The 22,528-nt window shown below is 44.8% G+C and carries 22 protein-coding genes; 9 read left to right on the top strand and 13 right to left on the bottom strand.

Annotated features, from left to right (window positions below; genetic code table 11):
* Nucleotides 1–62: 62 nt before the first annotated feature.
* Genes IGQ44_13205 through IGQ44_13195 form a run of 3 tightly spaced genes read left to right on the top strand, consistent with a single transcriptional unit; the run spans nucleotide 63 to nucleotide 1,273 of the window.
* Nucleotides 63–341: a hypothetical protein gene (locus IGQ44_13205; protein HIK38933.1), complete on the top strand. Its 279-nt coding sequence runs from the start codon at nucleotides 63–65 to the stop codon at nucleotides 339–341.
* A 47-nt stretch (nucleotides 342–388) separates the two neighbouring features.
* A complete protein-coding gene (locus IGQ44_13200; protein ID HIK38932.1) occupies nucleotides 389–805 on the top strand; it encodes a hypothetical protein in 417 nt (138 codons plus the stop codon).
* Between the two features lie 9 nt (nucleotides 806–814).
* The gene (locus tag IGQ44_13195) at nucleotides 815–1,273 is read left to right on the top strand and encodes a hypothetical protein (GenBank protein HIK38931.1); all 459 of its coding nucleotides are present in this window, start codon (nucleotides 815–817) and stop codon (nucleotides 1,271–1,273) included.
* Here IGQ44_13195 and wecB read toward each other — a convergent pair.
* Entirely contained in the window at nucleotides 1,261–2,376 is a 1,116-nt protein-coding gene (gene wecB, locus IGQ44_13190; protein ID HIK38930.1) for a UDP-N-acetylglucosamine 2-epimerase (non-hydrolyzing), read from the bottom strand. The two genes, IGQ44_13195 and wecB, sit on opposite strands and share 13 nt — an antisense overlap.
* 367 nt (nucleotides 2,377–2,743) lie before the next feature.
* Here wecB and IGQ44_13185 point away from each other — a divergent pair, with 367 nt between their 5' ends.
* A complete protein-coding gene (locus IGQ44_13185) occupies nucleotides 2,744–6,259 on the top strand; it encodes an EAL domain-containing protein (GenBank protein HIK38929.1) in 3,516 nt (1,171 codons plus the stop codon).
* Here IGQ44_13185 and dnaK read toward each other — a convergent pair.
* The 3 genes from dnaK to lpxD all read right to left on the bottom strand — a co-directional run bounded on the left by dnaK (nucleotide 6,256) and on the right by lpxD (nucleotide 10,531).
* Nucleotides 6,256–8,271 carry a molecular chaperone DnaK gene (dnaK, locus tag IGQ44_13180; protein ID HIK38928.1) on the bottom strand — a complete coding sequence of 672 codons (2,016 nt, stop codon included), beginning with the start codon at nucleotides 8,269–8,271 and terminating at the stop codon, nucleotides 6,256–6,258. The genes IGQ44_13185 and dnaK overlap by 4 nt on opposite strands.
* 72 nt (nucleotides 8,272–8,343) lie before the next feature.
* Entirely contained in the window at nucleotides 8,344–9,156 is an 813-nt protein-coding gene (gene grpE, locus IGQ44_13175) for a nucleotide exchange factor GrpE (protein ID HIK38927.1), read from the bottom strand.
* A 340-nt stretch (nucleotides 9,157–9,496) separates the two neighbouring features.
* On the bottom strand, nucleotides 9,497–10,531 hold the full coding sequence (gene lpxD / locus IGQ44_13170) for a UDP-3-O-(3-hydroxymyristoyl)glucosamine N-acyltransferase (protein ID HIK38926.1): 1,035 nt from the start codon (nucleotides 10,529–10,531) through the stop codon (nucleotides 9,497–9,499).
* A gap of 28 nt (nucleotides 10,532–10,559) precedes the next feature.
* Here lpxD and IGQ44_13165 point away from each other — a divergent pair, with 28 nt between their 5' ends.
* Complete coding sequence (locus IGQ44_13165; protein ID HIK38925.1) at nucleotides 10,560–11,132, top strand: TerD family protein; 573 nt, start codon at nucleotides 10,560–10,562, stop codon at nucleotides 11,130–11,132.
* An 8-nt stretch (nucleotides 11,133–11,140) separates the two neighbouring features.
* On the opposite strand, the gene IGQ44_13160 is transcribed toward IGQ44_13165, so the two are convergent.
* Together IGQ44_13160 and IGQ44_13155 are read right to left on the bottom strand one after the other, a co-directional pair.
* Nucleotides 11,141–11,668, bottom strand: a complete 528-nt coding sequence (locus tag IGQ44_13160; protein ID HIK38924.1) for a DUF1269 domain-containing protein — start codon at nucleotides 11,666–11,668, stop codon at nucleotides 11,141–11,143.
* 34 nt (nucleotides 11,669–11,702) lie between these two features.
* Nucleotides 11,703–13,307 (bottom strand): radical SAM protein, encoded by a 1,605-nt coding sequence (locus IGQ44_13155; GenBank protein HIK38923.1) that lies wholly within the window; start codon nucleotides 13,305–13,307, stop codon nucleotides 11,703–11,705.
* A gap of 129 nt (nucleotides 13,308–13,436) precedes the next feature.
* Here IGQ44_13155 and IGQ44_13150 point away from each other — a divergent pair, with 129 nt between their 5' ends.
* Both IGQ44_13150 and IGQ44_13145 read left to right on the top strand, forming a co-directional pair.
* Nucleotides 13,437–14,267: an inositol monophosphatase family protein gene (locus IGQ44_13150; GenBank protein HIK38922.1), complete on the top strand. Its 831-nt coding sequence runs from the start codon at nucleotides 13,437–13,439 to the stop codon at nucleotides 14,265–14,267.
* A gap of 247 nt (nucleotides 14,268–14,514) precedes the next feature.
* Entirely contained in the window at nucleotides 14,515–15,315 is an 801-nt protein-coding gene (locus IGQ44_13145) for an RMD1 family protein (GenBank protein HIK38921.1), read from the top strand.
* A gap of 40 nt (nucleotides 15,316–15,355) precedes the next feature.
* Here IGQ44_13145 and rpsJ read toward each other — a convergent pair whose 3' ends face one another.
* The 7 genes from rpsJ to IGQ44_13110 form a co-directional block, all read right to left on the bottom strand.
* Nucleotides 15,356–15,670 (bottom strand): 30S ribosomal protein S10, encoded by a 315-nt coding sequence (rpsJ, locus tag IGQ44_13140; GenBank protein HIK38920.1) that lies wholly within the window; start codon nucleotides 15,668–15,670, stop codon nucleotides 15,356–15,358.
* A 115-nt stretch (nucleotides 15,671–15,785) separates the two neighbouring features.
* Nucleotides 15,786–17,015: an elongation factor Tu gene (gene tuf, locus IGQ44_13135; GenBank protein HIK38919.1), complete on the bottom strand. Its 1,230-nt coding sequence runs from the start codon at nucleotides 17,013–17,015 to the stop codon at nucleotides 15,786–15,788.
* 38 nt (nucleotides 17,016–17,053) lie between these two features.
* Nucleotides 17,054–19,129 carry an elongation factor G gene (gene fusA / locus IGQ44_13130; protein HIK38918.1) on the bottom strand — a complete coding sequence of 692 codons (2,076 nt, stop codon included), beginning with the start codon at nucleotides 19,127–19,129 and terminating at the stop codon, nucleotides 17,054–17,056.
* Between the two features lie 141 nt (nucleotides 19,130–19,270).
* Entirely contained in the window at nucleotides 19,271–19,741 is a 471-nt protein-coding gene (rpsG, locus tag IGQ44_13125; protein ID HIK38917.1) for a 30S ribosomal protein S7, read from the bottom strand.
* Nucleotides 19,742–19,806: 65 nt separating this feature from the next.
* The gene (locus IGQ44_13120; GenBank protein HIK38916.1) at nucleotides 19,807–20,181 is read right to left on the bottom strand and encodes a 30S ribosomal protein S12; all 375 of its coding nucleotides are present in this window, start codon (nucleotides 20,179–20,181) and stop codon (nucleotides 19,807–19,809) included.
* A gap of 129 nt (nucleotides 20,182–20,310) precedes the next feature.
* Nucleotides 20,311–20,670 carry an iron-sulfur cluster assembly accessory protein gene (locus IGQ44_13115; protein HIK38915.1) on the bottom strand — a complete coding sequence of 120 codons (360 nt, stop codon included), beginning with the start codon at nucleotides 20,668–20,670 and terminating at the stop codon, nucleotides 20,311–20,313.
* Nucleotides 20,671–20,825: 155 nt separating this feature from the next.
* Entirely contained in the window at nucleotides 20,826–21,266 is a 441-nt protein-coding gene (locus IGQ44_13110; GenBank protein HIK38914.1) for a phosphomannose isomerase type II C-terminal cupin domain, read from the bottom strand.
* Nucleotides 21,267–21,438: 172 nt separating this feature from the next.
* Here IGQ44_13110 and purS point away from each other — a divergent pair, with 172 nt between their 5' ends.
* Both purS and purQ read left to right on the top strand, forming a co-directional pair.
* A complete protein-coding gene (gene purS / locus IGQ44_13105; GenBank protein HIK38913.1) occupies nucleotides 21,439–21,696 on the top strand; it encodes a phosphoribosylformylglycinamidine synthase subunit PurS in 258 nt (85 codons plus the stop codon).
* A gap of 12 nt (nucleotides 21,697–21,708) precedes the next feature.
* Nucleotides 21,709–22,389, top strand: a complete 681-nt coding sequence (gene purQ, locus IGQ44_13100; GenBank protein HIK38912.1) for a phosphoribosylformylglycinamidine synthase subunit PurQ — start codon at nucleotides 21,709–21,711, stop codon at nucleotides 22,387–22,389.
* Nucleotides 22,390–22,528 lie beyond the last annotated feature (139 nt).

The following is a 22,528-nucleotide window of genomic DNA, read 5'->3' as shown; positions in this document are numbered from 1 at the left end:
TTTGTTTTTTCCTATTCCTACCTGTCTTAAAATATCAATTGGGTTTACTGGGAAATAGGAGAATGTTACCCCTTATCAGACAATTTTTGGAACAATACAACCCCTATCTCAAACCCTTTTACTCCCTCGCCGCCTGGGGCCTATTCCTCTTACTGCTTTGGCAGGTAATTTCTCTTATTGCCTATGTCCATAAGCGCGCTCAAAAAATGCATCAAATACCCTGTACTAGTTGCCAGTATTTCACCTACAATTTCCACTTAAAATGCCCTGTTAATCCCAAAATTGCTAATACGGAATCAGCCATTAATTGTCCAGATTTTCATCCCCGCAAAACCTATTAACCCATCCCCTATAATGGATACAAAGGCTCTATTTTTAAGATAGCACCATGAATAACAATTCAACAACCTTCCGTGGTTTTTTCTTAATTGTTTCCGGTTTTGCCCTTTTTTCCCTGGGGGATACTCTTGTTTCTGCTAATCCCTCCTGTTATCTAATTGATTCCAGTGGCCGTCGCATCAATCTGGAGTCTCTGTGTAAAAAAACTGCTGTTTCTTCCCCCACAACCCAATCCCCAAATGCCCAACCTCCCAACCCTCAATCTACCTCCCCTCCTTTCCCCCCCAGTGCCACTAGTGCCCCCCCTAACAATCTAACCCCAAGTCAGCCCCAAAATCAATCCTCTATTCGGGCTGGAAACCCCGCGGAAAGTAATTCTAATGCCACCGCTACCGAGGAGGGACAACAATTACAATTCATAATGAGAGGCAGGCGTTTAATTCTCATACCTTCTAAACAAAAATAGGAGGAGTAATTGTCTGATTTTTTACCCAATTTCTCTTTGGTAATTCTCCCCAGTCGCCCCCATAAACTCTTAACAGTAGGTGGGAGGGACGTGCTATTATTAGAGACAAGAAAAACCCTGGAAGAGGCGGGGGCGCATGTTGTTGTTTTTCTTAGGGCCAACTATAAGCCGGTGTCAGAATGGTTAAGGGAAATACTCTCCCCTTTCTCTAACCCCTCTACCAATATTGTCGTGGGCAAAATCAAGTCTAAAAATCGTTATTTCTGGGAAAGAAAACGAGACATATTGGAGGAAATCTGGCTACAAATGGGCAACTGTGCCGTCAGAAGAGATTTCCTCTCTAAGATTATGGCTATCCAATTACCAGAAAAATTCCCGGAAGAAGAATTGGTTTATTACTACCGCATTTTCAGAGAATTGGAGTCGGAAATTGTCTACCAGGAGAGGGCAATTGTTTATGAGACTTGACTGAGATATTTCTTGACAATTTCTAGTATTCTCTCACTGGCTTTACCATCCCCGAAAGGATTAATTGCCTCTGCCATTATCCTGTATTTGCCTTCATCGGATAACAACTCTGAGGCTGTCTCCAGAATTTTATCAGGGTTTGTGCCAACTAGTTTAGCAGTCCCAGCTAAAATTGCTTCTGGCCTTTCCGTTGTTTCTCGTAAAACCAAGACTGGTTTTCCTAAACTGGGGGCTTCTTCTTGTAAACCACCAGAGTCAGTTAAAAGGAAAAAACAACGCTTAATTGCACCTACTAATTGTTCGTAATCTAGGGGCTCGGTTAAAAATACTCTTTCATGATTACCCAGGTATTGTATAATAGGCTCACGGACAATGGGATTACGATGTAGGGGGAGAAGAATGGCCACATCCTTATGGCGGTTGAGAATCATCTCTAAACCCCGCAAAATATCCATTAGCGGTTTTCCCCAATTTTCTCTTCTGTGTACCGTCACAAGTAATACTCTGTATTGAGACCAATCTAATCCGGGAATGTCGCAGGCGGGATTATTGGCAGCCACTGATAATAAGGCGTCTATGACTGTATTGCCTGTTAAATGAATTTCCCCTGTTACCCCGGATTTTTTGAGATTGTCTACTGCTATCATGGTGGGGGCAAAGTGCAATTGGGCAATTTGAGAAATCAGACGACGGTTGGCTTCCTCGGGAAAGGGATTATAAATGTCGTCTGTGCGTAATCCTGCCTCCACATGCGCCACGGGAATTTTATGATAGAATGCACCAAGACTGGCGGCAAAGGCTGTGGTGGTGTCTCCCTGGGTGATGACTAATTGCGGTTTTATCTCCTTATATATCTTCTCCAATCCCCTCAAACTTCTACAGGTGATGTCTACTAGGCTTTGTTTTGTTTGCATTATCTCCAAGTCTGCATCTGCCTTCAAACCAAATAATTCCATCACCTGGGTCACCATTTCCCTATGTTGTCCTGTTAAAATTACCTTTGTCTCTAAATCCTTCTCCCTTTGAAAACATCTTATCACCGGCGCTAGTTTTATTGCTTCCGGCCGTGTACCCATCGTAATACAAACTGTTTTTTTACTCATAGATGGACAATGGAAAGGAGTAACAATCCACAGAATAATTAAATTTATCAAGATTTGTCACTTTAACCCACTTGTTTTCCTCCATTAGCTAAAATAGTAGTAGAGGCCGGTGGCATCAATGATTCTTTTAATGGTCGGTTTGTCTCCATGTTTTCCCTGGGTTTTTTTTGCATCAATGCCGGGTGTAATCCGTATCTTACTAGTAGGAAGAATTAATATTTTCAATTTTATTATTCCCCGTGGATTTTAGCTTTATATCTCCGTCAAGATGGTGAGTGTTTCTCCTACTTCTTTGTTGGTTTTCTTTTTATTTTCTTCCCTGGCCATTGGGCTTGTTTACCTTGTAAGGTTTTTTAAAAAAAACTATGTGTCTGTCGCAACGGTTACTGACTATAAAAATAGAGTTTTGGAGTTGGAGAGAATCTTGGAGGAGTTGAGACTCAAATATTCTGATGACAGGTTTTTACTATCAGTTTTCCATTGCCTCAATAGGGATAATGACATTCTAGAATTTCTCCGGCATGCCTGTGAATTAGTCGTCAATGAGTATAATCTTGATTTGTGTTATTTTTCTTATGGGTTAGCCGAAGGAAAACGTCTTTATATCTTTTCCCATTCTGGCCATTGGCAGGAAACAGAAGGCATTTTTATCTCCATAGATAAGGGTTTGAAAACTCTTGTCCACTTGTGGAATAATATTCCCAATAACAGCAATTATGTTTTAGACTATGAAAGTGAAATAATTGGGAGGCTGGGGTTGTTTTATAAGTTTCCCCTGGGAGTTAATTTTCTGTTTTATACTGAGGGAAAAACTAGTGGTGATGTAAACATCCTTGGGTTTTATAGCAGAGACATAAGGAATATCAACGAAAGGGTAATAGAAAATATCAGCAGGTTGGTGAAAATTGTCCAACTGGAAATAGACAAACTGGTTGAGAGACAAATATTCACCCTGTGCCAAAAAGCAATTGAACAGGATAATATTGGGGTTATTATAACCGATGCAAGTCCTCCCTATTCTTTAGTTTGGTGTAATGAAAAGGGGAAAAAGTTTAGTCATTCCCTTACTAATCAATACCGACAACTAATTGAGTCTACTGGTGGAGAGTGTGTAAGACGGATTGTAGAGGTAGATTTAGACGGTAGCCAAGGCTGGAATGAAGTCAAAATTTTTCCTATCTCTCTCCAAGATATCAGGAGATTAGTCCTTCTTATTTACGATTATACAGAGGAGTATTTACTAAAAGAAAACTTTCTGAGGCAAAAGGAGGAGTTGCAGGCAGTAAATGCCCAGTTAAACTTGATTAGTCAGCTTAACCAGATGAGGGAATACAGCTTACGGGAAATCCTAGAGTTTTATTTTGAAAAGATAGCAGACATTTGCCATTTCGACTTGATTATTCTTTCGGAGTTGTTAGGACAAAAATGTAATATTATTGCCGGATACAGTAGGGATTCTCAAAAAGAATTTTCCCCTCGTGTTCAATGTTTTCTCAGTTATTTTACTGCCAAAGCTATTGCCAACAAAAGGATGATTTCTTCCCTAGAAGAGGCGAACAAAGATATATTTCTGGAATCTAAAATCCTAGATTTGCCCGGGGGTGTATATTGGGGTTTCCCCATAGAAATTAATGGAGAATACGCCATGGTTTTGCATTTATTTTGCCTCAAAAGTAAGCCTAACTTTGAAATCCAAAATAGTTTGCTAGATTCTGTAGTTAATACTGTAAAACATATTGTTGTCAGTGAGGAAAGGGAGTTAGAAAACGAACAAATTAGTATTGCTTTGAGAGAAAGTAGGGAAAGACTCAATAGTATTATTGAGTCTCTGGATGATGTAATTTGGTCGATTCATCCCCAAACTTTACAAATAATATACATAAACCAAGCAGCGGAAAAATTATTCCATGTGCCCCTGAGTAGAATTTTTCAGAAGAGGACATACTGGTTAGATTTAGTAAGTCCGAAGGAGAGGGAGAAGGTGAAAGAAATGTATGCCAACCTCTTCAGTACTTCTTTGTTAGGAGGGGGAGAAAAAAGTCATGATATAGAGTATGAGATAATCCTGGAAGATGGCACAAGAAAGTATGTGAGAGACAGGGCGACAGTAATTTATGACAATGAGGGGAAAGAATTAAGAATTGACGGCATAATTACAGACATTACTACTAGAAGGAATGCTCAAAAAGCCCTGGAGAAGAGTGAAGAAGAATTTAGACTCATATTTGAACTTGCCCCCACTGGCATGATGATTACCAATTTAGATGGCCAAATTATTCAAGTTAATAATTCTCTCTGCGAGTTGCTGAGGTATCCTTCGGAGGAATTGCTGTCTAAGAATGAACTGAGTATTTGTCATCCCGAAGACAAGGAGAAATGTCATTTATACAAGCATAAAATTATCACAGAGTGTTTGGAGCAATACCGTCAAGAGAGACGTTTTTTAGCAAGCAATGGCTGTGTGATTCATACCAGAGTTAACATTACGGCTTTGAGAAACAAGGAGGGGAGAATTATTCAGTTCATCCAACAAATTTTGGACATTTCTGATATAAAAATAATGGAACAACAGATGTTCTATGACGCTTTCTATGACAAACTAACGGGCTTACCCAATCGTTTTCTCTTGTTAGATCGTATCAAACAGTTTTTAAAATTAAACAAAGAAGACCCTCAACAATTTTGTGCGGTTTTGTTGGTGGATGTGGACAATTTCAAGAAGGTAAATGATAGTTTTGGGCACAGAATTGGGGATGAATTGTTAACATTAATTGCTGATAACCTAGTAAGATGTGTTGCCGGGAAGGATACGGTAGCCCGTTTTAGTGGAGATGAGTTTATTGTATTTCTGCCAGATATAAATTCAGAAAAAGAAGTGGAGTATGTTGCCCAAAAGATTGTCTCTAACTGTTTTGTAGATGCGGAGTTTGAGGGGCAGAGGGTAATGTCGACTGTAAGTGTAGGAATTACAACCAGTTATAGTGGCCATGAGACGGCAGAAGAAATGATAAGGGATGCAGACATTGCTGTACATCATGCGAAGGAGAAGGGGGGCAACTGTTACCAGATATTCAAGCCGGCAATGCATAAAGACTTGCTAAAAAGACTGACTTTAGAATCGTCGTTGTTGAGGGGGTTAGAAAATGGGGAATTTGAATTATACTATCAACCCATTGTCAACTTGCAGACGGGGAGAATTGCCGGGTTTGAGGCTTTGATTCGTTGGCATAATCCGACTCACGGTTTTGTTTCGCCGATGGATTTTATTCCCATTGCGGAGGAGACGGGGTTAATTGTCACCCTTGGCAATTGGATTTTCTCCGAGGCGGCAAAACAGGCTTTCCTCTGGCAGTCTGAATATCCCCACTATGGTCTGTTTGTTTCTATCAATGTCTCCGGCAAACAGTTATTTCATCCCCATCTACTGGAGGAGATTGACCTAATTATCAATTCCACGGGGGTAGATCCTCGGCTTTTAAAACTGGAAATCACCGAGAGCGTATTAGTAAAAGACTACGAACATGCCAAGGCCGTTTTGGAAGAAATCCAAGCCAGGAAACTACAAATATGTTTAGATGATTTTGGCACTGGTTATTCTTCTTTGAGTTACCTGCACCATTTGCCGTTTAACTGTTTGAAGATAGACAAGGGTTTTATCCAACCTTTGAGCCATCCTTCATCTTCTAATCCCATTGTGGAAGCTATTGTGAACTTAGCACATAACCTGTCACTGGAGGTAATAGCGGAAGGGATTGAGACGGAGACACAACAGGAGATTTTAAAGAGGATTCGCTGTCATTATGGACAAGGCTACCTGTATTCGCCACCGGTGGGGGCAACGAAGGCAGGGGAGTTGATAAGAAAGGGGCAACTGACAAACTAATCTACTGCTTCATAGTCGCCGGTGATGGTTTCATCCTTGTCATAGTCAAATTCTACATTGATGGGCTCTTCAGAGATTTGACTTAAACCGGTAAGGATTTCTTGTTCAATACTCTTGAATTCATCGTCTTCATCCAGAGGCTCATAAGTGGTGGATTCGCGGGGAGGCTGTTCACCTACTTCTGTAGCATCTTGTGCTGCGGCCGACTCATAGGCGCGGGCGCCAATATTGAGAATCAAATCCCTGAAGCTGGCTAGCATTTTTTCCACTTCCGCCACGGGCATAGAAAAGTCCTCGATGGCGTCTAGGATAGCCTTTTCCCGGGTTTGGACTTCGCGGCGGATACTGGGGGGTACTATTTCTGGGGTTTTTTCTAACATCAACTGGTAGCTATACATCAAGCTATCCAGCTGTCTCTTAATTTCGACAAGTTGTAAACGACGACGGTCTTCGGCTGCGTATTTCTGGGCGGCTTCTCTCATGCTCTCGATTTCTGCGGAGCTGAGGGCGCCAGTATTAGTGATAACAATACTTTTTTCTTGCCCAGTGCCTTTGTCCCTTGCGGAAACCCTGAGGATGCCATCTACGTCTATCTCAAAGGTGACTTCTATCTGGGGTACGCCCCTGGGTGCTGGTGGGATGCCGGTTAGAAGGAATTTGCCCAGACTCTTGTTGTCTTTAGCCATGGGGCGTTCCCCCTGTAGCACGTGGATTTCAACGGAGGTTTGCCCGTCCACGGCAGTGGAAAATACCTGGGTGCGGCTGACGGGGATAGTGGTGTTTCTTTCGATGATTTTGGTGAACACTTCCCCCATTGTCTCTACGCCTAGTGACAGCGGCACTACGTCCAACAAGAGAAGGTCGCGTACTTCACCGCCGAGGATACCCCCTTGGAGTGCTGCCCCTAGGGCCACAGCCTCGTCGGGGTTGACGGAGCGATCTATGGGGACTGCTCCACCAAAATATTCTTCGATAAGTCTTCTTACCATTGGGATGCGGGTACTACCCCCCACCAGCAGCACACGGCTAATTTTGTCCTTGGACAATTCTGAGTCTCTTAGGGCCTGTTCCATGGGCTCAATGGTTTTTCTTACCAAGTGCCCGATCAGCTCTTCTAGTTTGGCCCTAGTTAGTTCTACTTCTAGGTGTTTAGGGCCACTTTCGTCGGCGGTGATGAAGGGGAGGTTGATGGGGGTTTCTGTGAGGTTAGACAGTTCGATTTTAGCCTTTTCTGCCGCTTCCCGCAGCCGCTGGAGTGCCATTTTGTCGGTGCTCAGGTCAATCCCCTCTTGTTGTTTAAACTGTTCAATCAGCCACTTAACGATTTCCGCATCGAAGTCGTCGCCTCCCAACTGGTTGTTGCCGGCGGTAGCGATAACTTCAAAAATCCCATTGCCTATCTGGAGAATGGAAACATCGAAGGTGCCACCACCCAAGTCGTATACCAGGACGAATTGTTCTTGACTTTGTTTGTCCAACCCGTAGGCCAAGGCTGCCGCCGTCGGTTCGTTAATGATTCTTAACACTTCCAGACCGGCGATGGTGCCGGCGTCTTTAGTGGCTTGTCGTTGGGCGTCGGTGAAATAGGCTGGTACGGTGATTACTGCCTGGGTTACCTCTTCTCCCAAGAAGGTTTCGGCATCGGTTTTGAGTTTTTGGAGAATCATAGCGGAGATTTCTTGGGGGGTGTATTGTTTCCCCATCACTTCCACATTGACAGTGTTGTCTTTCCCGCGAACACACTTGTAGGTAACCCGTTTTCTTTCTTCTTCTGTTTCATCCCATCGCAAGCCGATAAAGCGTTTGATGCTGTAGATGGTATTTTCGGCGTTGGTGACGGCTTGTCGCTTGGCCAGTTGTCCTACCAGCCGTTGGTTATTTTTGCCAAAGGCGACGATACTAGGAGTAGTCCTGGCCCCCTCCTGGTTTGGGATTACCATGGGTTTGCCCCCTTCCAAGAAGGCGACGCAGGAGTTGGTGGTGCCCAAATCGATTCCAATGATTTTTCCCATAGTTGCTACTGGCTTTGGACTAGAGGGTTTGCGGGTGAACTGTGGCTTAGGTAGCTATAGCCTAGAGGGGTGTTAGTTGTTTTCCTCTCCCTTTTCTTCCTGGGGTTGTTCAGGAGGGGATTGGCTTTCTGCTGGTGCTGATTCTGTTTCCAGGGGCACAGCCACTTTTACCTGGGCATGGCGCAGCACTACACCGTCCAGCATATAGCCTCTAGTAAGTTGTTCAATTACGGTACCTTCTGGATATTCATTTGTAGGCTCCCGTAGTAGGGCTTCATGGTAGTTGGGGTCAAAGGGTTGATTTTCGGCGCGCATAGCTGAAACGCCCAGTTGTTTGAGCCCTTCTACAAAGGTCTTGTACACTCCCTGGTAACTTCTATGGATAGCCATTTCCCCGTCGTTGGCGGGTTTAATTTGACTCCTTGCCCTTTCAAAATTGTCTACTGTTGGTAGTAGAGCGGTAATTACCCTCTTTTTCACTTGGAATTCCAGTTCTTGTTTTTCCTTGCTTGTGCGCTCTCTAAATCGGTCGAAGTCTGCTTGAAGGTTTCTGTATTGGGCTATAGCCGCTTGTAACTGCGCCGTAGTTTTTTCTAATTCGTTTTTAGTTCTAATTAATTCTTGTTTTAGGGATTCTATAGTTGCCTCTAGGTTTTGAATTTTTTCATCTGGTGACAGTTCCTGCTGCTCTTGTGTTTCTTGTGTAGTTTCTTTTGTCTTTTCTTGTGGAGCTTCCCCTTCTGTAGTGGTGGTTTCTGGGGATTCCGTGGCTGTGGTGGCACCGGCACTTTCTGTTGCCACTTCCGGTGTTGCTTCTGGTGCCACTTGCTCTTCCCTAATTTCTGTTTCTTGTGCTATTTGGGTGTTTTTTTCTTGGTCGTTCATCATAATGAAGGCTGTTTTGATTGGTATTTTAGAGAAGGATACTACTGTCTGGGGTCTTAAATCAAGACGGGGTAATTGGTGTTTTTTTTTTCTTCGTATTTTTGCTACCTTATTCTATTATGCTAGCATATTTATCTCCTTGCAGTCTATCATTTGGCTATTTTTTTTGCTATTCTTTTTTGGCTTTATGGGTTCTGTTTTTTTGTTATTTCTGTAATTTGGGCTAGTGTTTTTTTTGTGGGCTTTGTGGGTAGAATACCCAATTTTGTCTTGGGTACTATCATGGTAGCCAGGATTTTTCATGGTTGTTTTCTAACGGGCTCGTCGCTATTGAAAAGGTTTAAAGATTCTTCTTTAGTTTTTTAAAGGCTTCGTAAATTTCAGGTAATTTCTTGTAGATGGCCGAGGCTTTTAGATATAACTTGTTGCTGACGGCGGGGGAGCCAGAAACTACTTCTCCTGGTTTAACATGGTTATGGATGCCTGTTTGGGCGGAGGCTACTGCCCCGTCACCTATTTGTACTTGATTTGCAACACCAACTTGACCGGCCAGAATAACGCGATTGCCGATTCTGACACCCCCTGCTAGTCCTACCTGGGCGGCTAAAATACAATTTTCGCCGATGGTAACGTTATGTCCTACATGAACGAGGTTATCGAGTTTTGTATTTTTGCCAATACGAGTAACACCGACAGCGGGACGATCTACTGTGGTATTACATCCTATCTCCACCCCGTCTTCCAGAATCACATAGCCAGACTGGGGCATTTTATACCAGCCTTCGGGGGTAGGCACAAAGCCAAAACCTTCACCACCAATTACAGCACCACTGTGGATGATACAATCGGCGCCGATTTGTGTCCTTTCTTCAATGGTAACGTTACTATGGATGATAGTACGGGGGCCAATGACTACATGGGGATAGATAACCACATTGGGGAAGATGCAAACATCGTTGCCAATTTTAACCCCCTTCTCTATCACCACATGGGCGCCGATGGACACATTCTCTCCCAATTCTACTCCCTCGGCAATTACTGCTGTGGGGTGGATTTGGGGTTGAGGTTTAAAGGGTTGGTAGAATAGGTTAAGGGCTTGGGCAAAGGTTAAACGGGGATTGGGGGTGGCTAACCAGGCAATACCTCTGGCGGTGGCTTTCTTTTGCAGTGAATTGGCCTCTTTTGGCAAAATCAGGGCGGAAGCCTTGGTGGTATTAATCCAAGAGGCGTATTTGGCTCCTTCAATATAACTTAGACTATTGGCATCTGCTTCTTCCAGGGACGCCAGGTGGGTGATTTCTGGGTTACAATCAGGATTGGTCTGTAAACTGTTATTTTGAACTGATAGCCTGGCAACTAGTTCACTAAATTTCATAATTGAATTTCATAATTGGGGTTGGTATATGGCTATATCTTTGAAGAAAGGAGAAGGGATTTCCCTCACCAAAGCCGCACCCAGTTTGACGGCGGGGTTTGTTGGCTTGGGATGGGATGTCAACAACACCACTGGGGCAGACTTTGACTTAGATGTGTCAGTCTTTATGTTAGGGCAAGATGAGAAGCTGGTCTCCGATAGACATTTTATTTTCTACAATAACCTAGTTAGTCCCGATCCAGATCACTCGGTTAAACTTTTAGGGGATAATCGCACTGGTGAAGGGGAGGGGGATGACGAGGGTATTATCATTGACCTGCGCAAAGTACCTCCCGAGGTAGCTAAAATGGTTATTGCCGTTTCTATCTACGAGGCAGATAAGCGGAAACAAAATTTTGGCCAGGTACAAAATGCCTATGTCCGTCTTGTGGATGTGCAAACCAAGGAGGAAATCCTCCGTTATGATTTAGATGAGGATTTCTCCACGGAAACCGCCGTAGTTATGGCTGAAATATACAGGGACAACGGTGACTGGCGGGTAAGGGCGGTTGGTGCTGGTTATCCTGGGGGTTTGGAGGGGCTTCTCAACAGATACCAGTAGTGTAATTCTTACGCACCTGGTTGGCTGGAAGAGGTGTCTAAGGGTTTAAGCCCACGATTATTTAACACCTCTTGTAATTGTCTTTCATCGTCTTTGCTGAGGGAGGTGCGTAATATTTTCCCCCCGTATTTGCTAATTTCGTCTAACACCTTGTCGGGGGTTACTTTTTTGACTAGAATAAACAGGGCGGAGGTATTGGGTTGCAGAGTTTCCCCCAATTCTCGCATGAACTCATCGTCAATACCAATGTCACTCAAAGCCCCACTAATTGCTCCAGTGGCTGCCCCCACCGCTGCCCCGAGGAGGGGCACTAAAAAAAGGGTGCCAATTAGCAGCCCCCAGAAACCGCCACTTGCCGCCCCTGCCGCCGCTAGGTTGATAGACTGATTCAGTTTTACCTTCCCGTCTGCAGTCTTTATGACTACGGCGGCATCTTCTAGTTCGATCAGGTGTTCTCTTTGTAGTTTGAACAGTGTCAATCTTACCTCTTCTGCCTTAAATATGTCATCATAGGCTATAGCTATTAGATCACTCATAGATATTTCTCCTTTAACTTCACTACCAAACATTCTAAGGGGTCGAGAGGGACTGGTGTAGATGTTTAACCAATGTTTCCTCACTGAGGGCGGCTTTTATGTGTTGCCAGGGTAGTACTTGTCCTATCGGCCAGTTTTCGTATACATAGTACTCTAGGGGTGGTATTTCTCCTTTTAATTCCTTGAATGCCCTTTTGTAACTCCCTAGACTATCACCATAATTGCGGGTAAGTTGTAGTATTTTGCTTAAACGTCTGTCTCCTCTGGAAATTAGGGCTTGGATTACTGACCAATTGTAACTTTCTGGCCGAAAATCTACCCCTATCTTCCTCAAATTTTTCTCTAAATACTGTAGTCTTTTGTTACCATCTTTGCTTACCCCAAACCATTGAAATGGCGTATGAGACTTGGGCACAAATGTACTGCAGCCTAGGGTAATTTTAAGACTGGGGGCAGCCTTTTTGACGGCCCTAAGTATTTCTACTGTAGCATCGAGGTCTTCATACTCTTCCTGGGGTAACCCCACCATTCCGTAGAATTTTATACCCTTTAACCCTCCTGCCTGGGCGTTTATTGCAGCTTGGATAATCTCTTGGTTAGTGAGTTTTTTGTTGATAATTTCTCTAATTTTTTCACTGCCACTTTCCATGGCAATAGTGATGGACTTAGTATCTCTTTTTGTCAAAAAGTTGGCCAGTTTTTCTGTTACTGTATTGGTACGTACTGAGGCTATACTTACTCTAACATTGTCAAATTGTGGTTGGCTCAAATAGTCTATTAGGGCTTCAAATTCGGGGTGTTGAGTGACTGATGCCCCTAATAATCCCAGACGATTAGTCACGGTTAATCCTCTTTCTATGGCTGGGATAAGAGAATTTTCTACACTGGCTACCCGGAAAGGAAGGGTTAGATAACTTGCCAGACAAAAACGACACATTTCCGGGCAACTTCTCACCACCTCTACCATGTAAATGTTTTCCCAGGCTGCCCTGGGGGTTACCACTGTAGATGCCGCCAGAATATTGCCTCTATAGGTTTGTTTTTCTATTCTCTTTGGCAGGGAATCATTTACGGGTTTTATTGCTTTTATTTTCCCTGTTTTGTCTTCATATTCCACTGAATATAAACTGGGGACATAAATCCCCGGTTTGGTGGCTAAATATTCTAGTTTTTCTTCCCTAGGGGCGTTTCTAACCTCCTGGTAACTGTCAAGAAAATTGTCTACTAAATTCTCGGCGTCTCCTAGGAGGATAATGTCAAAGAAATCGGCAAAAGGCTCGGGGTTTGCTGTTAAAACTGGCCCGCCTCCGAATACCAAGGGATGGTTGTCATTTCTGTCTTTACTGGTAATTGGAATGTGTAGATATTCTAACAGTTTGAAGATATTAACATAATCTAATTCCCAAGAAAAAGAAAACCCCACCAGCTCTGGAAATCTGGGTAGTTTTTCATGAATATCAGTAAACAGACGTCTGACATCTACGTCTTTTCTTAAGCAAAAATTTGCCCATACCAATTGATAGCCTAGACTGGTGATTCCCACAGAGTAATCACTGGGAAAAGCGTAAATTACAGGTATGGCATTAATGTCTTTAGAAACGGGTTTGAATAGGATTTTTTCCTCGGCAAATAGATTCATGGTATTTATCTAGGAAGAAATATTGTACTTAAACCAGAACTCTATGGTAAAATGTTAGCGGTTGTAGGAAAGAGAACCCATGGGTGAAAAAATTAAGACAATAAACAAGCAGCCAACAGTGGTGAAGAAATGATATATTTCTGGTATCAGGTTTACAATTTCTGTGTACAAGTAACTCAAAGGGTGGGGGAAACCCTCTTAAGGAATTTCGCAAGAGTGGAAGCCACCCGCAAACCGGATGGTAGTCTTGTAACCAAAGCCGATAAGTGGGCGGATGACGAGTTAAGACGGGCTGTCAAACAGTGCTTTCCCACCCATGGGATTTTGACTGAAGAGACAGAACAGATTTTGCCAAGCAATGAGTGGTGTTGGGTAATCGATCCTATTGATGGTACTACCAATTTTACTAGGGGCATACCAATCTGGGGGATTTCCATAGGCCTATTGTATCGGGGGATGCCAGTATTTGGCTTTGTGCATTTCCCTCAAACTGGACAGACTTACCACGGCTACTACTTCGCCAACACGGGCCTAACTGGCCCCAAGGGGGCTTATCTTAATAATACTCCTATATATACCAGTTCAGCCACTCCCAGTCCGAATCATGTAGTAGCTTTGTGTAACCGGAGTCTGGAAAAGCTGAAACAACACTTGCCTTGTAAGGTGAGGGTTACTGGTGTTACCAGCTACGACTTAATTTCTGTGGCTTGTGGTGCCACTTTAGGGGCTATTGAGGCGAATCCGAAAATCTGGGACATTGCCGGCGCCTATCCCATTCTCTTGGCAGCAGGTGGTTGTTTTCTGCATCTTTCCCCTGATTCTACTTTCCCCTTAACCCCTGGCAGGGATTATGGCAAGGTGGGTTTTCCCTCCCTTGCCCTGGCCCATGAGAATCTTATCCCTATATTCAAACCACTAGTAGCTCCAATTGTTCCCCCTAAATCTGTGGTTATAGGCTGATATACACCTCTTTTGGTTAAAATATTTCTAACTTCATTTTTAGGTTTAAATTTTTGGCCGACTGTAGACTTTTGGTTCAAATATGGTTTGTTTCGGGAATAAGGCAGGCTCTAAAAGGTGGCACTGGTTTTATTGTCATGCTTTTATATTTCATTTTTTTGAGAGGAAAACGGGCGGGAGGAAAAGTATTTGAGCAGGGAAGAGAGAGCTGTTATATTTTTAAGATGGAAGAACTGGAAAAAATTTTATGGAAGAAACTATATTTGCTAACAGGGAAACAATCAAAGTAAGGGCGTTATTTTTAGGACAAAGAATAGACTTAAGGGCATTAGAAAATGTTGAGCGAGTAGCCACCAATCCATTGACAGTTGCCGCCGGGGAGACGGGATATGCAGTTTTATTCCGTTATGGGGTTGCGGTTTTATTTGACCTACAGCCCATTGAGGAGGCAACATTTCTGAATAACCTAAAGCCCCTTATTTCTTCGCCTTTTGAGAAACCGGAGGTGGAAGATACGGAAATCCAATTGGAGGGCAAGGGGGAAAATATGGCCAGGGTAGTCAATGGCAATATTGTCCTACCGCAGTTGACTATCAGTAGTCTGCAGATAGTGGCAGACGTGCTAGCTAAAAGTGTAGTTTTAGCCCACTACGAACAACAGACAAGCGCGGCTTTTGACAGAATCGAACCCTTTGCCACGGGGTTACAAAATGCCAGCTGGAGTCGCAAACAAGTGCGGGAATTACTAAAGCTACTTGGTACTACTTTGTTAATACAGAATGAAGTAATGGGGAGAGTGGAGGTGATTGACAAGCCAGACTTGTTGTGGGATTGTCCGGAGTTGGAAAGACTATATTTGCGTTTGGAGAGTGAATACGAGATTAGAGAAAGGGATCAGGTTTTGGAGAAAAAACTGCAGTCGGTATCCCGCACAGCAGAAACTGCTTTGGGGTTACTGAAACACAATGCCAGTTTGCGGGTGGAGTGGTACATCGTGTTCTTAATTATAATGGAGTTGGTTCTGTCTTTGTATCAACTGTTTCGCTAAAGGGGGTTGGGCTGGCGAAGGTAAACCCAACCGATTAGCCTTACAGTTTTACTTCAATGTCAACCCCTGCTGGCAGGTCTAACTTCATGAGGGCATCGATGGTTTTGGAGGAAGGTTGATAAATGTCGATGATACGAATATGAGTACGGGTTTCAAAATGCTCTCGGGAGTCTTTGTCGATGTGGGGTGAGCGCAACACACAGTAGACTCGACGTCTGGTGGGGAGTGGGATAGGGCCTACTGGTTTAGCGTTGGTCCTATTGGCGGTTTCTACAATTTTATTACAAGAGGTGTCCAACAGACGACGGTCGAATGCCTTTAGACGGATACGAATTTTTTGTTGCAGGGTAGCCATAGTAACACTCCTTTGTTTTTAATTGTCAAGGTGCGATGGAAAAATGGAGGGAAAACAATAGAAGAAAAAAGGGCGCACGGGGATGATAGGCACGCCCTGTAGTTTATAAAGTCAACTACTCGATAATTTTAGAAACGGCGCCGGCGCCGATGGTACGACCCCCTTCACGGATAGCGAAACGCATCCCCTGCTCGATGGCGATGGGGCTTATCAACTCTACAGTCATTCTGATGCGATCGCCAGGCATTACCATTTCTGGTTTGCTGCCGTCGTCGGCGGTGAAGTCTGTAATAGTACCGGTTACATCCGTTGTACGAACATAAAATTGGGGGCGATAGCCGGTGAAGAAGGGGGTGTGACGGCCACCCTCTTCTTTTTTTAGAACATACACCTCGGCTTCAAACTTGGTGTGAGGGGTGATAGTGCCGGGTTTGGCCAATACCATGCCCCGCTCAATTTCATTTTTCTGAATACCCCGCAGCAGTACACCCACGTTGTCGCCGGCAATGCCCTCGTCCAGGGTTTTCTGGAACATTTCTACCCCGGTTACAGTAGTAGTACGAGTTTCGCCGAGGCCGACGATTTCCACGGTGTCGCCCACTTTGACCCTGCCCCTTTCAATACGGCCGGTGGCAACGGTTCCACGACCGGTGATGGAGAAGACGTCTTCTACTGCCATCAAGAAGGGCTTATCCACGTCACGCTGAGGAGTGGGGATGTATTCGTCCACGGCGTCCATCAATTCGTAGATCTTGTCTACCCACTCATTTTCCCCCCTTTGGGTGCTGGGGTTAGCAGTCATGTGTTCCAAAGCCTTGAGGGCAGACCCCTTGATGACGGGTACTTCATCCCCCGGGAAGCCGTATTGATTCAACAAGTCACGGACTTCCATTTCCACCAGTTCCACCAACTCGGGGTCGTCTACTTGGTCTTCCTTGTTCAAGAATACTACAAGGTTGGGAACGCCCACTTGTCTAGCCAGAAGGATGTGTTCCCTGGTTTGGGGCATAGGGCCGTCAGCGGCGGATACCACCAGGATAGCACCGTCCATCTGAGCGGCACCGGTGATCATGTTTTTCACGTAGTCAGCGTGTCCAGGGCAGTCTACGTGGGCATAGTGACGTTTTTCGGTTTCGTACTCTACGTGGGCGGTGTTAATGGTAATACCCCGTGCTCTTTCTTCGGGAGCGGCATCAATTTCGTCGTATCTTTTGGCCTTAGCACGACCTTGAGCGGCCAATACCATGGTGATAGCCGCAGTCAGGGTAGTCTTGCCGTGGTCAACGTGACCGATAGTACCGACGTTTACGTGTGGTTTCTTTCTTTCAAATTTTTCCCGTGCCATTTTTGCTGTGTTTCCCTATTTTTGGCTAATTAACTAATTTATAGAATTCCTTTACTTTTCGCAATGATATTGTTAGCGACATTGCCGGGGACTTCGGCATAGTGGCTGAATTCCATGGTGAATATGCCACGCCCTTGGGTCATAGAGCGGATATCGGTGGCATATCCAAACATGGTTTCTAGGGGCACTATAGCGGTTACCTTAGCGATGCCGTTTTCGGTGGTCATGCCTTCGATGAGGCCACGACGGGAGTTAAGGTCCCCCATTACATCGCCCAGGTAATTTTCCGGCACTTCTACTTCCACTTTCATCATGGGTTCGAGGAGTACCGGATCGGCCTTTTGGACGGCTTCTCGGATGGCGATGGAACCGGCGATTTTGAAGGCCATTTCCGAGGAGTCCACCTCGTGGTAGGAGCCATCCAACAGGGTCACCTTAAGATCGATTACCGGGTAGCCGGCGATGACCCCTGATTCACAGGCTTCTCTTACTCCCTGTTCCACAGCGGGGATGAACTCCTTAGGTATTACCCCACCCACGATTTGAGAGACGAACTGTAAACCGCTGCCCCTTTCTGCGGGTTCGATCTCGATTACCACGTGACCATATTGACCTTTACCACCACTTTGACGGATGAATTTGCCCTCAGCGCTTGCTTTTTTGCGGATGCTTTCTCGGTATGCCACCTGTGGTTGTCCCACATTGGCTTCTACCTTATACTCCCGCAACATGCGATCTACCAGGATTTCCAGGTGTAGTTCACCCATCCCAGCGATCACAGTTTGGTTAGTTTCTGGATCCACCTTAACCCTGAAGGTGGGGTCCTCATCGGCGAGACACTGAAGGGCTTTGGACAGCTTGTCCATATCTTGGACGGTTTTTGGTTCCACCGCCACGGAGATAACCGGTTCGGGGATGTAAAGGGATTCTAGGATAATGGGGTGTTCTTCGTCGCAGAGGGTGTCACCGGTGGTAGTTTTCTTCAGGCCAATGGCTGCCCCCAAATCTCCGGCTCGTAACTCGTCCACCTCAATGCGCTCATTGGCTTTGAGTACTATGAGTCTGGATACCCTTTCTTTGATGTTCTTGGTGGAGTTGTACACATAGGAGCCCTTAGTTAGTACACCGGAGTACACTCGCAGGAAGGTGAGACGGCCAAAGGGGTCAGCGGCTATCTTGAATGCCAGAGCGGAGAAGGGCTCGTCGTCACTGGAACGACGGGTTGCCTCTGTTCCATCTGGTAGTACCCCTTTAATATCTGCTACTTCATCTGGGGCTGGCAGGTAGTCTACCACCGCATCTAGAAGTAGCTGAATGCCCTTGTTTTTGAAGGCCGAGCCGCAGAGCATTGGCACTAGTTGGCCGGCGATGGTGCCTTTGCGGATGACAGCCTTGAGTTCCTCTGGGGTGATTTCTTCTTCTGCTAGGTATTTCTCCAACAACTGCTCATCCAACTCAGCGACGGCTTCCAACAGGATATTGCGGTATTCCGCCGCTTTATCTTTGTAATCCTCCGGTATTTCTGTTACCTCTATGTCTTTCCCTAGGTCGTCTTTGTATATGTAAGCTTTTTGTATAACTAAATCCACTACGCCGTGGAAATTATCTTCACTGCCCAGAGGTATTTGGATGGGTACAGCTGGTGCTCTTAGCCGCTCTTTGATTTGCTGGTATACCTTGTAGAAGTTAGCGCCCGTGCGGTCCATCTTGTTGACGAAGGCAATACGGGGCACCCGGTAACGATCGGCTTGTCGCCATACCGTTTCCGATTGAGGTTGTACTCCCCCTACAGAACAGAATACAGCGATCACCCCGTCTAGCACTCGCATCGAGCGCTCCACCTCAATGGTGAAATCCACGTGTCCTGGGGTATCTATGATGTTGATTTTGTGTCCACGCCAGCTAGTACTGATAGCCGCGGCGGTGATGGTGATTCCCCTTTCCCGCTCTTGTTCCATCCAGTCGGTTACAGTGGTTCCCTCGTGGACTTCCCCCATTTTGTGGACTACGCCGGAGTAAAAGAGTATTCTTTCTGTTGTCGTTGTCTTGCCCGCGTCTATGTGAGCGGCTATGCCTATATTACGGACTTTCGACAGGGGGACTGTACGAGCCACAACTACCTCCTATGAGCGAATCCACTTATGCTTCCATTACAATTCTACACTTTTCTTTACACACAAAAAGGGGGGCAACTGGTAGAACTAGATAATGGTTTAGGCCACGGCCTTCCTTGATAGTTAAAATGGTTAATGGCCTTAATAGCGGTAGTGGGCAAAAGCCTTGTTGGCCTCAGCCATTTTATGGGTTTCTTCTTTCTTCTTAATTGCCCCTCCTGTTTCATTGGCGGCATCCATTATTTCATTGGCCAATTTCATGGACATGGTTTTGCCGCTTCTTTTCCTGGCAAACTGGACTATCCAACGGAGGGCTAGACTTACCCCTCTTTCTGGACGCACTTCTACTGGTACTTGGTATGTAGCGCCCCCCACTCTTCTTGCCTTTACTTCCACAAGGGGGGTGACGTTTTTGACTGCTTTCTCAAACAATTCTACCGGGTCGCCACCAGTTCTTTCGGATATGAGCTTAAAGGCATCGTAGAGGATTCTGGATGCCAGGGATTTTTTTCCGTCTTTCATAATCCGGGTTATAGCCATGCTTACCAAGCGGCTGTTGTATACCGGATCTGGTGGCACTTCTCTTGGTTTAGCTCTTTTTCTGCGAGACATTAACCTTTACCTCTTCCTCCCTATTGCTATATTGCCATGGAAAGCTCTTGTTTATCTTTGATTGTTTAGGACTTAGGACGTTTTGTCCCGTATTTAGAACGTCCTTGTTTTCTGTCCTTTACCCCGGTAGCATCGAGGGTTCCCCTAATAATGTGGTATCTTACACCGGGCAAATCTTTTACCCTTCCCCCTCTTATCAATACTACCGAGTGTTCTTGTAGGTTATGTCCTATCCCCGGGATGTATGCCGTCACCTCGAATCCCGAGGTTAGACGCACCCTTGCCACTTTTCTCAGGGCTGAGTTCGGTTTTTTGGGCGTTGTGGTGTATACTCTGGTGCAAACACCTCTACGTTGGGGACATCCCTTTAGTGCCGGTGATTTTGTTTTTCTCTTTACCCTTATACGCTCTTGGCGTATTAGTTGTTGTATTGTTGGCATGAGACGATTTTTTTTCTACTGCCTTCCGTATATACGAATATATCCTGCCCCTAGTATAATGCTACCAGTGACAATCCCCTATCATATCCTATTTCCGGAAGGCTTGTCAACAGTTCTTTTTCTCGCCCTTTAGGATTTTTCCGTGGTTCCAGTCCCGTTTTCCAGACAGAATGACAGTCCACAGGTACATTGTCGTGCCATAGTAACACCCTTAAATTGAAACGAGCCCCCCATTAAGTCTTCCAGGTAGTCTATTGTTAGCCCTTCCACGTGGGGGTAACTGTCATAGTCAGTAACGATGGTTATTCCCGAGGGGTGGGTTAGGGTTACATCTGAGTCTTTTATGTGGGAGTCAAACCTTAAATTGTAAATGTAGTCCAGACAACCACCCTTTACCAGTTCCACCCTCAGATATGGCTTTTCTTGGTTTAGCTGACTACTTTTTAGTCTTTTTAATTCTGCTAGTGCCCTTTGTGTTATGTTAACCATGGGGGGTTGAGGATTGGGGCCGGCCATTAAAATCACAAGCCCGCATGGGGCCTACGTCAATAGGCTTGCCTTCTTTTGGAGGCTGGAAGCCTACAGGGGTATGCCGTTGCGGGTTAGACTATAGGAATTATTTTCTCTCTATTTGCCCGTTGTTGTCAAGTTTCTCTTTGTGGACGGGCGTAGTCATCTTGTAAACGGACTATGTCATCTTCTCCTAGGTATTCCCCGTTTTGCACTTCAATTATTACTAGTTTTATCACCCCTGGGTTTTCCAATCGGTGGGGAGTACAAGGAGGCACATATGTTGATTGATTTGGCCCTATTATCTTCTCTTCGTCTCCACATATTACTTTTGCTGTGCCTGATACTACTATCCAATGCTCACTACGATGGTAGTGCATCTGTAGGCTGAGACGGTGGCCGGGATTAACCTCAATGCGTTTAATCTTATAGCCAGGGCCTTCTTCTAAGACGGTAAAACTGCCCCATGGACGAGTTTCGGTGACTTGGATTTCTGACTTATGGGGGTGGAATGTTGTGGCTGTCAGAGAAGTATTTGCCATGGTGTTTTGTTGGTTATCCTTTGTTTTGCTCATTTTTCCTCCTTTGTGGTGGATTAGCTCTTTCCTGTTTCACCTCCTCTTCTTATAGAATAGCAATTCCCCATTATTTTCATCTATTTTCCTCCATGGGTCTGCCATTGGGAGATATTGTCTTTTTGTCCCCATCCGCTAAAATAAACAGTGTTTAATCGGTCACACTCGCTTTATGACTCAAAAGTTCCAGTCGCGTATTTATATTACTTTACGACCATCTGTTTTGGATACCGCCGGTGTTGCCATAGAAGCGGGTTTGCATCAACTGGGTTATCAGGGGGTGGAAAATGTCCGTATTGGTAAATACATTGAATTGGTTTTGACTGCCAAAGACGCTGAAGAAGCAGATAAACAACTACATCAGATGTGTCAGCAACTATTGGCTAACCCTGTCATTGAAAACTACCGTTTCGAGTTTACACCCCTATAGAGGCTGGAAGTCATGAAATTTGGCATTGTAGTCTTTCCTGGGTCTAATTGCGATCGCGACGTAGCTATGGTAACACGGGGCCTACTCGGACAACCCACCCGTATGGTGTGGCATCAGGATACCGACATCGACGACTTGGATGTGATTATCCTCCCCGGTGGCTTTAGTTATGGAGACTACCTTCGTTGTGGAGCCGTAGCACGCTTCTCCCCCGTCATGAGGAGTATTATACAACACGTGGCCGCTGGCAAGTATGTTTTAGGCATTTGTAATGGTTTTCAGATTCTCACCGAGGCTGGTTTGTTACCTGGGGCACTGATTCGCAATCGGGATTTACACTTTATTTGTGACCAGGTGTATGTTAGAGTGGAACACAATCGTTTCATCTGGACGAAAAACTATCAGCCACACCAGGTAATTTGCTTGCCCATTGCCCATGGAGAGGGCAATTATTATGCTGATGAGGATACCCTCAAACAGTTGGAAGACAATGGTCAAATTCTCTTTAGATATTGTAGTCAAAATGGGGACACTTCCCCCCAATATAATCCTAATGGTTCCCTTCATAATATTGCCGGTATCACCAACAAACAGGGAAATGTGTTGGGCATGATGCCTCATCCTGAAAGGGCTAGTGATATTCTCCTCGGTTTTACCGATGGTAAGGCTTTATTTGAGGCTTTAGTTAACTAGTTTTTCTCCCCTACGGTCTATTTTTTGGTGACCCTATTCTCTGCCTATTCTTTTCTTATAAATCCCCGCATTTTTTTATAATATTCTATTTTTCTGTTAGAATTGTACTAGCATTACTTTTTAGACAATGGTAATAATT

It is taken from the genome of Geminocystis sp. M7585_C2015_104 (assembly GCA_015295805.1).
Taxonomy (GTDB): Bacteria; Cyanobacteriota; Cyanobacteriia; order Cyanobacteriales; family Cyanobacteriaceae; genus DVEF01.
This window is presented reverse-complemented; position numbering and strand designations above follow the sequence as displayed.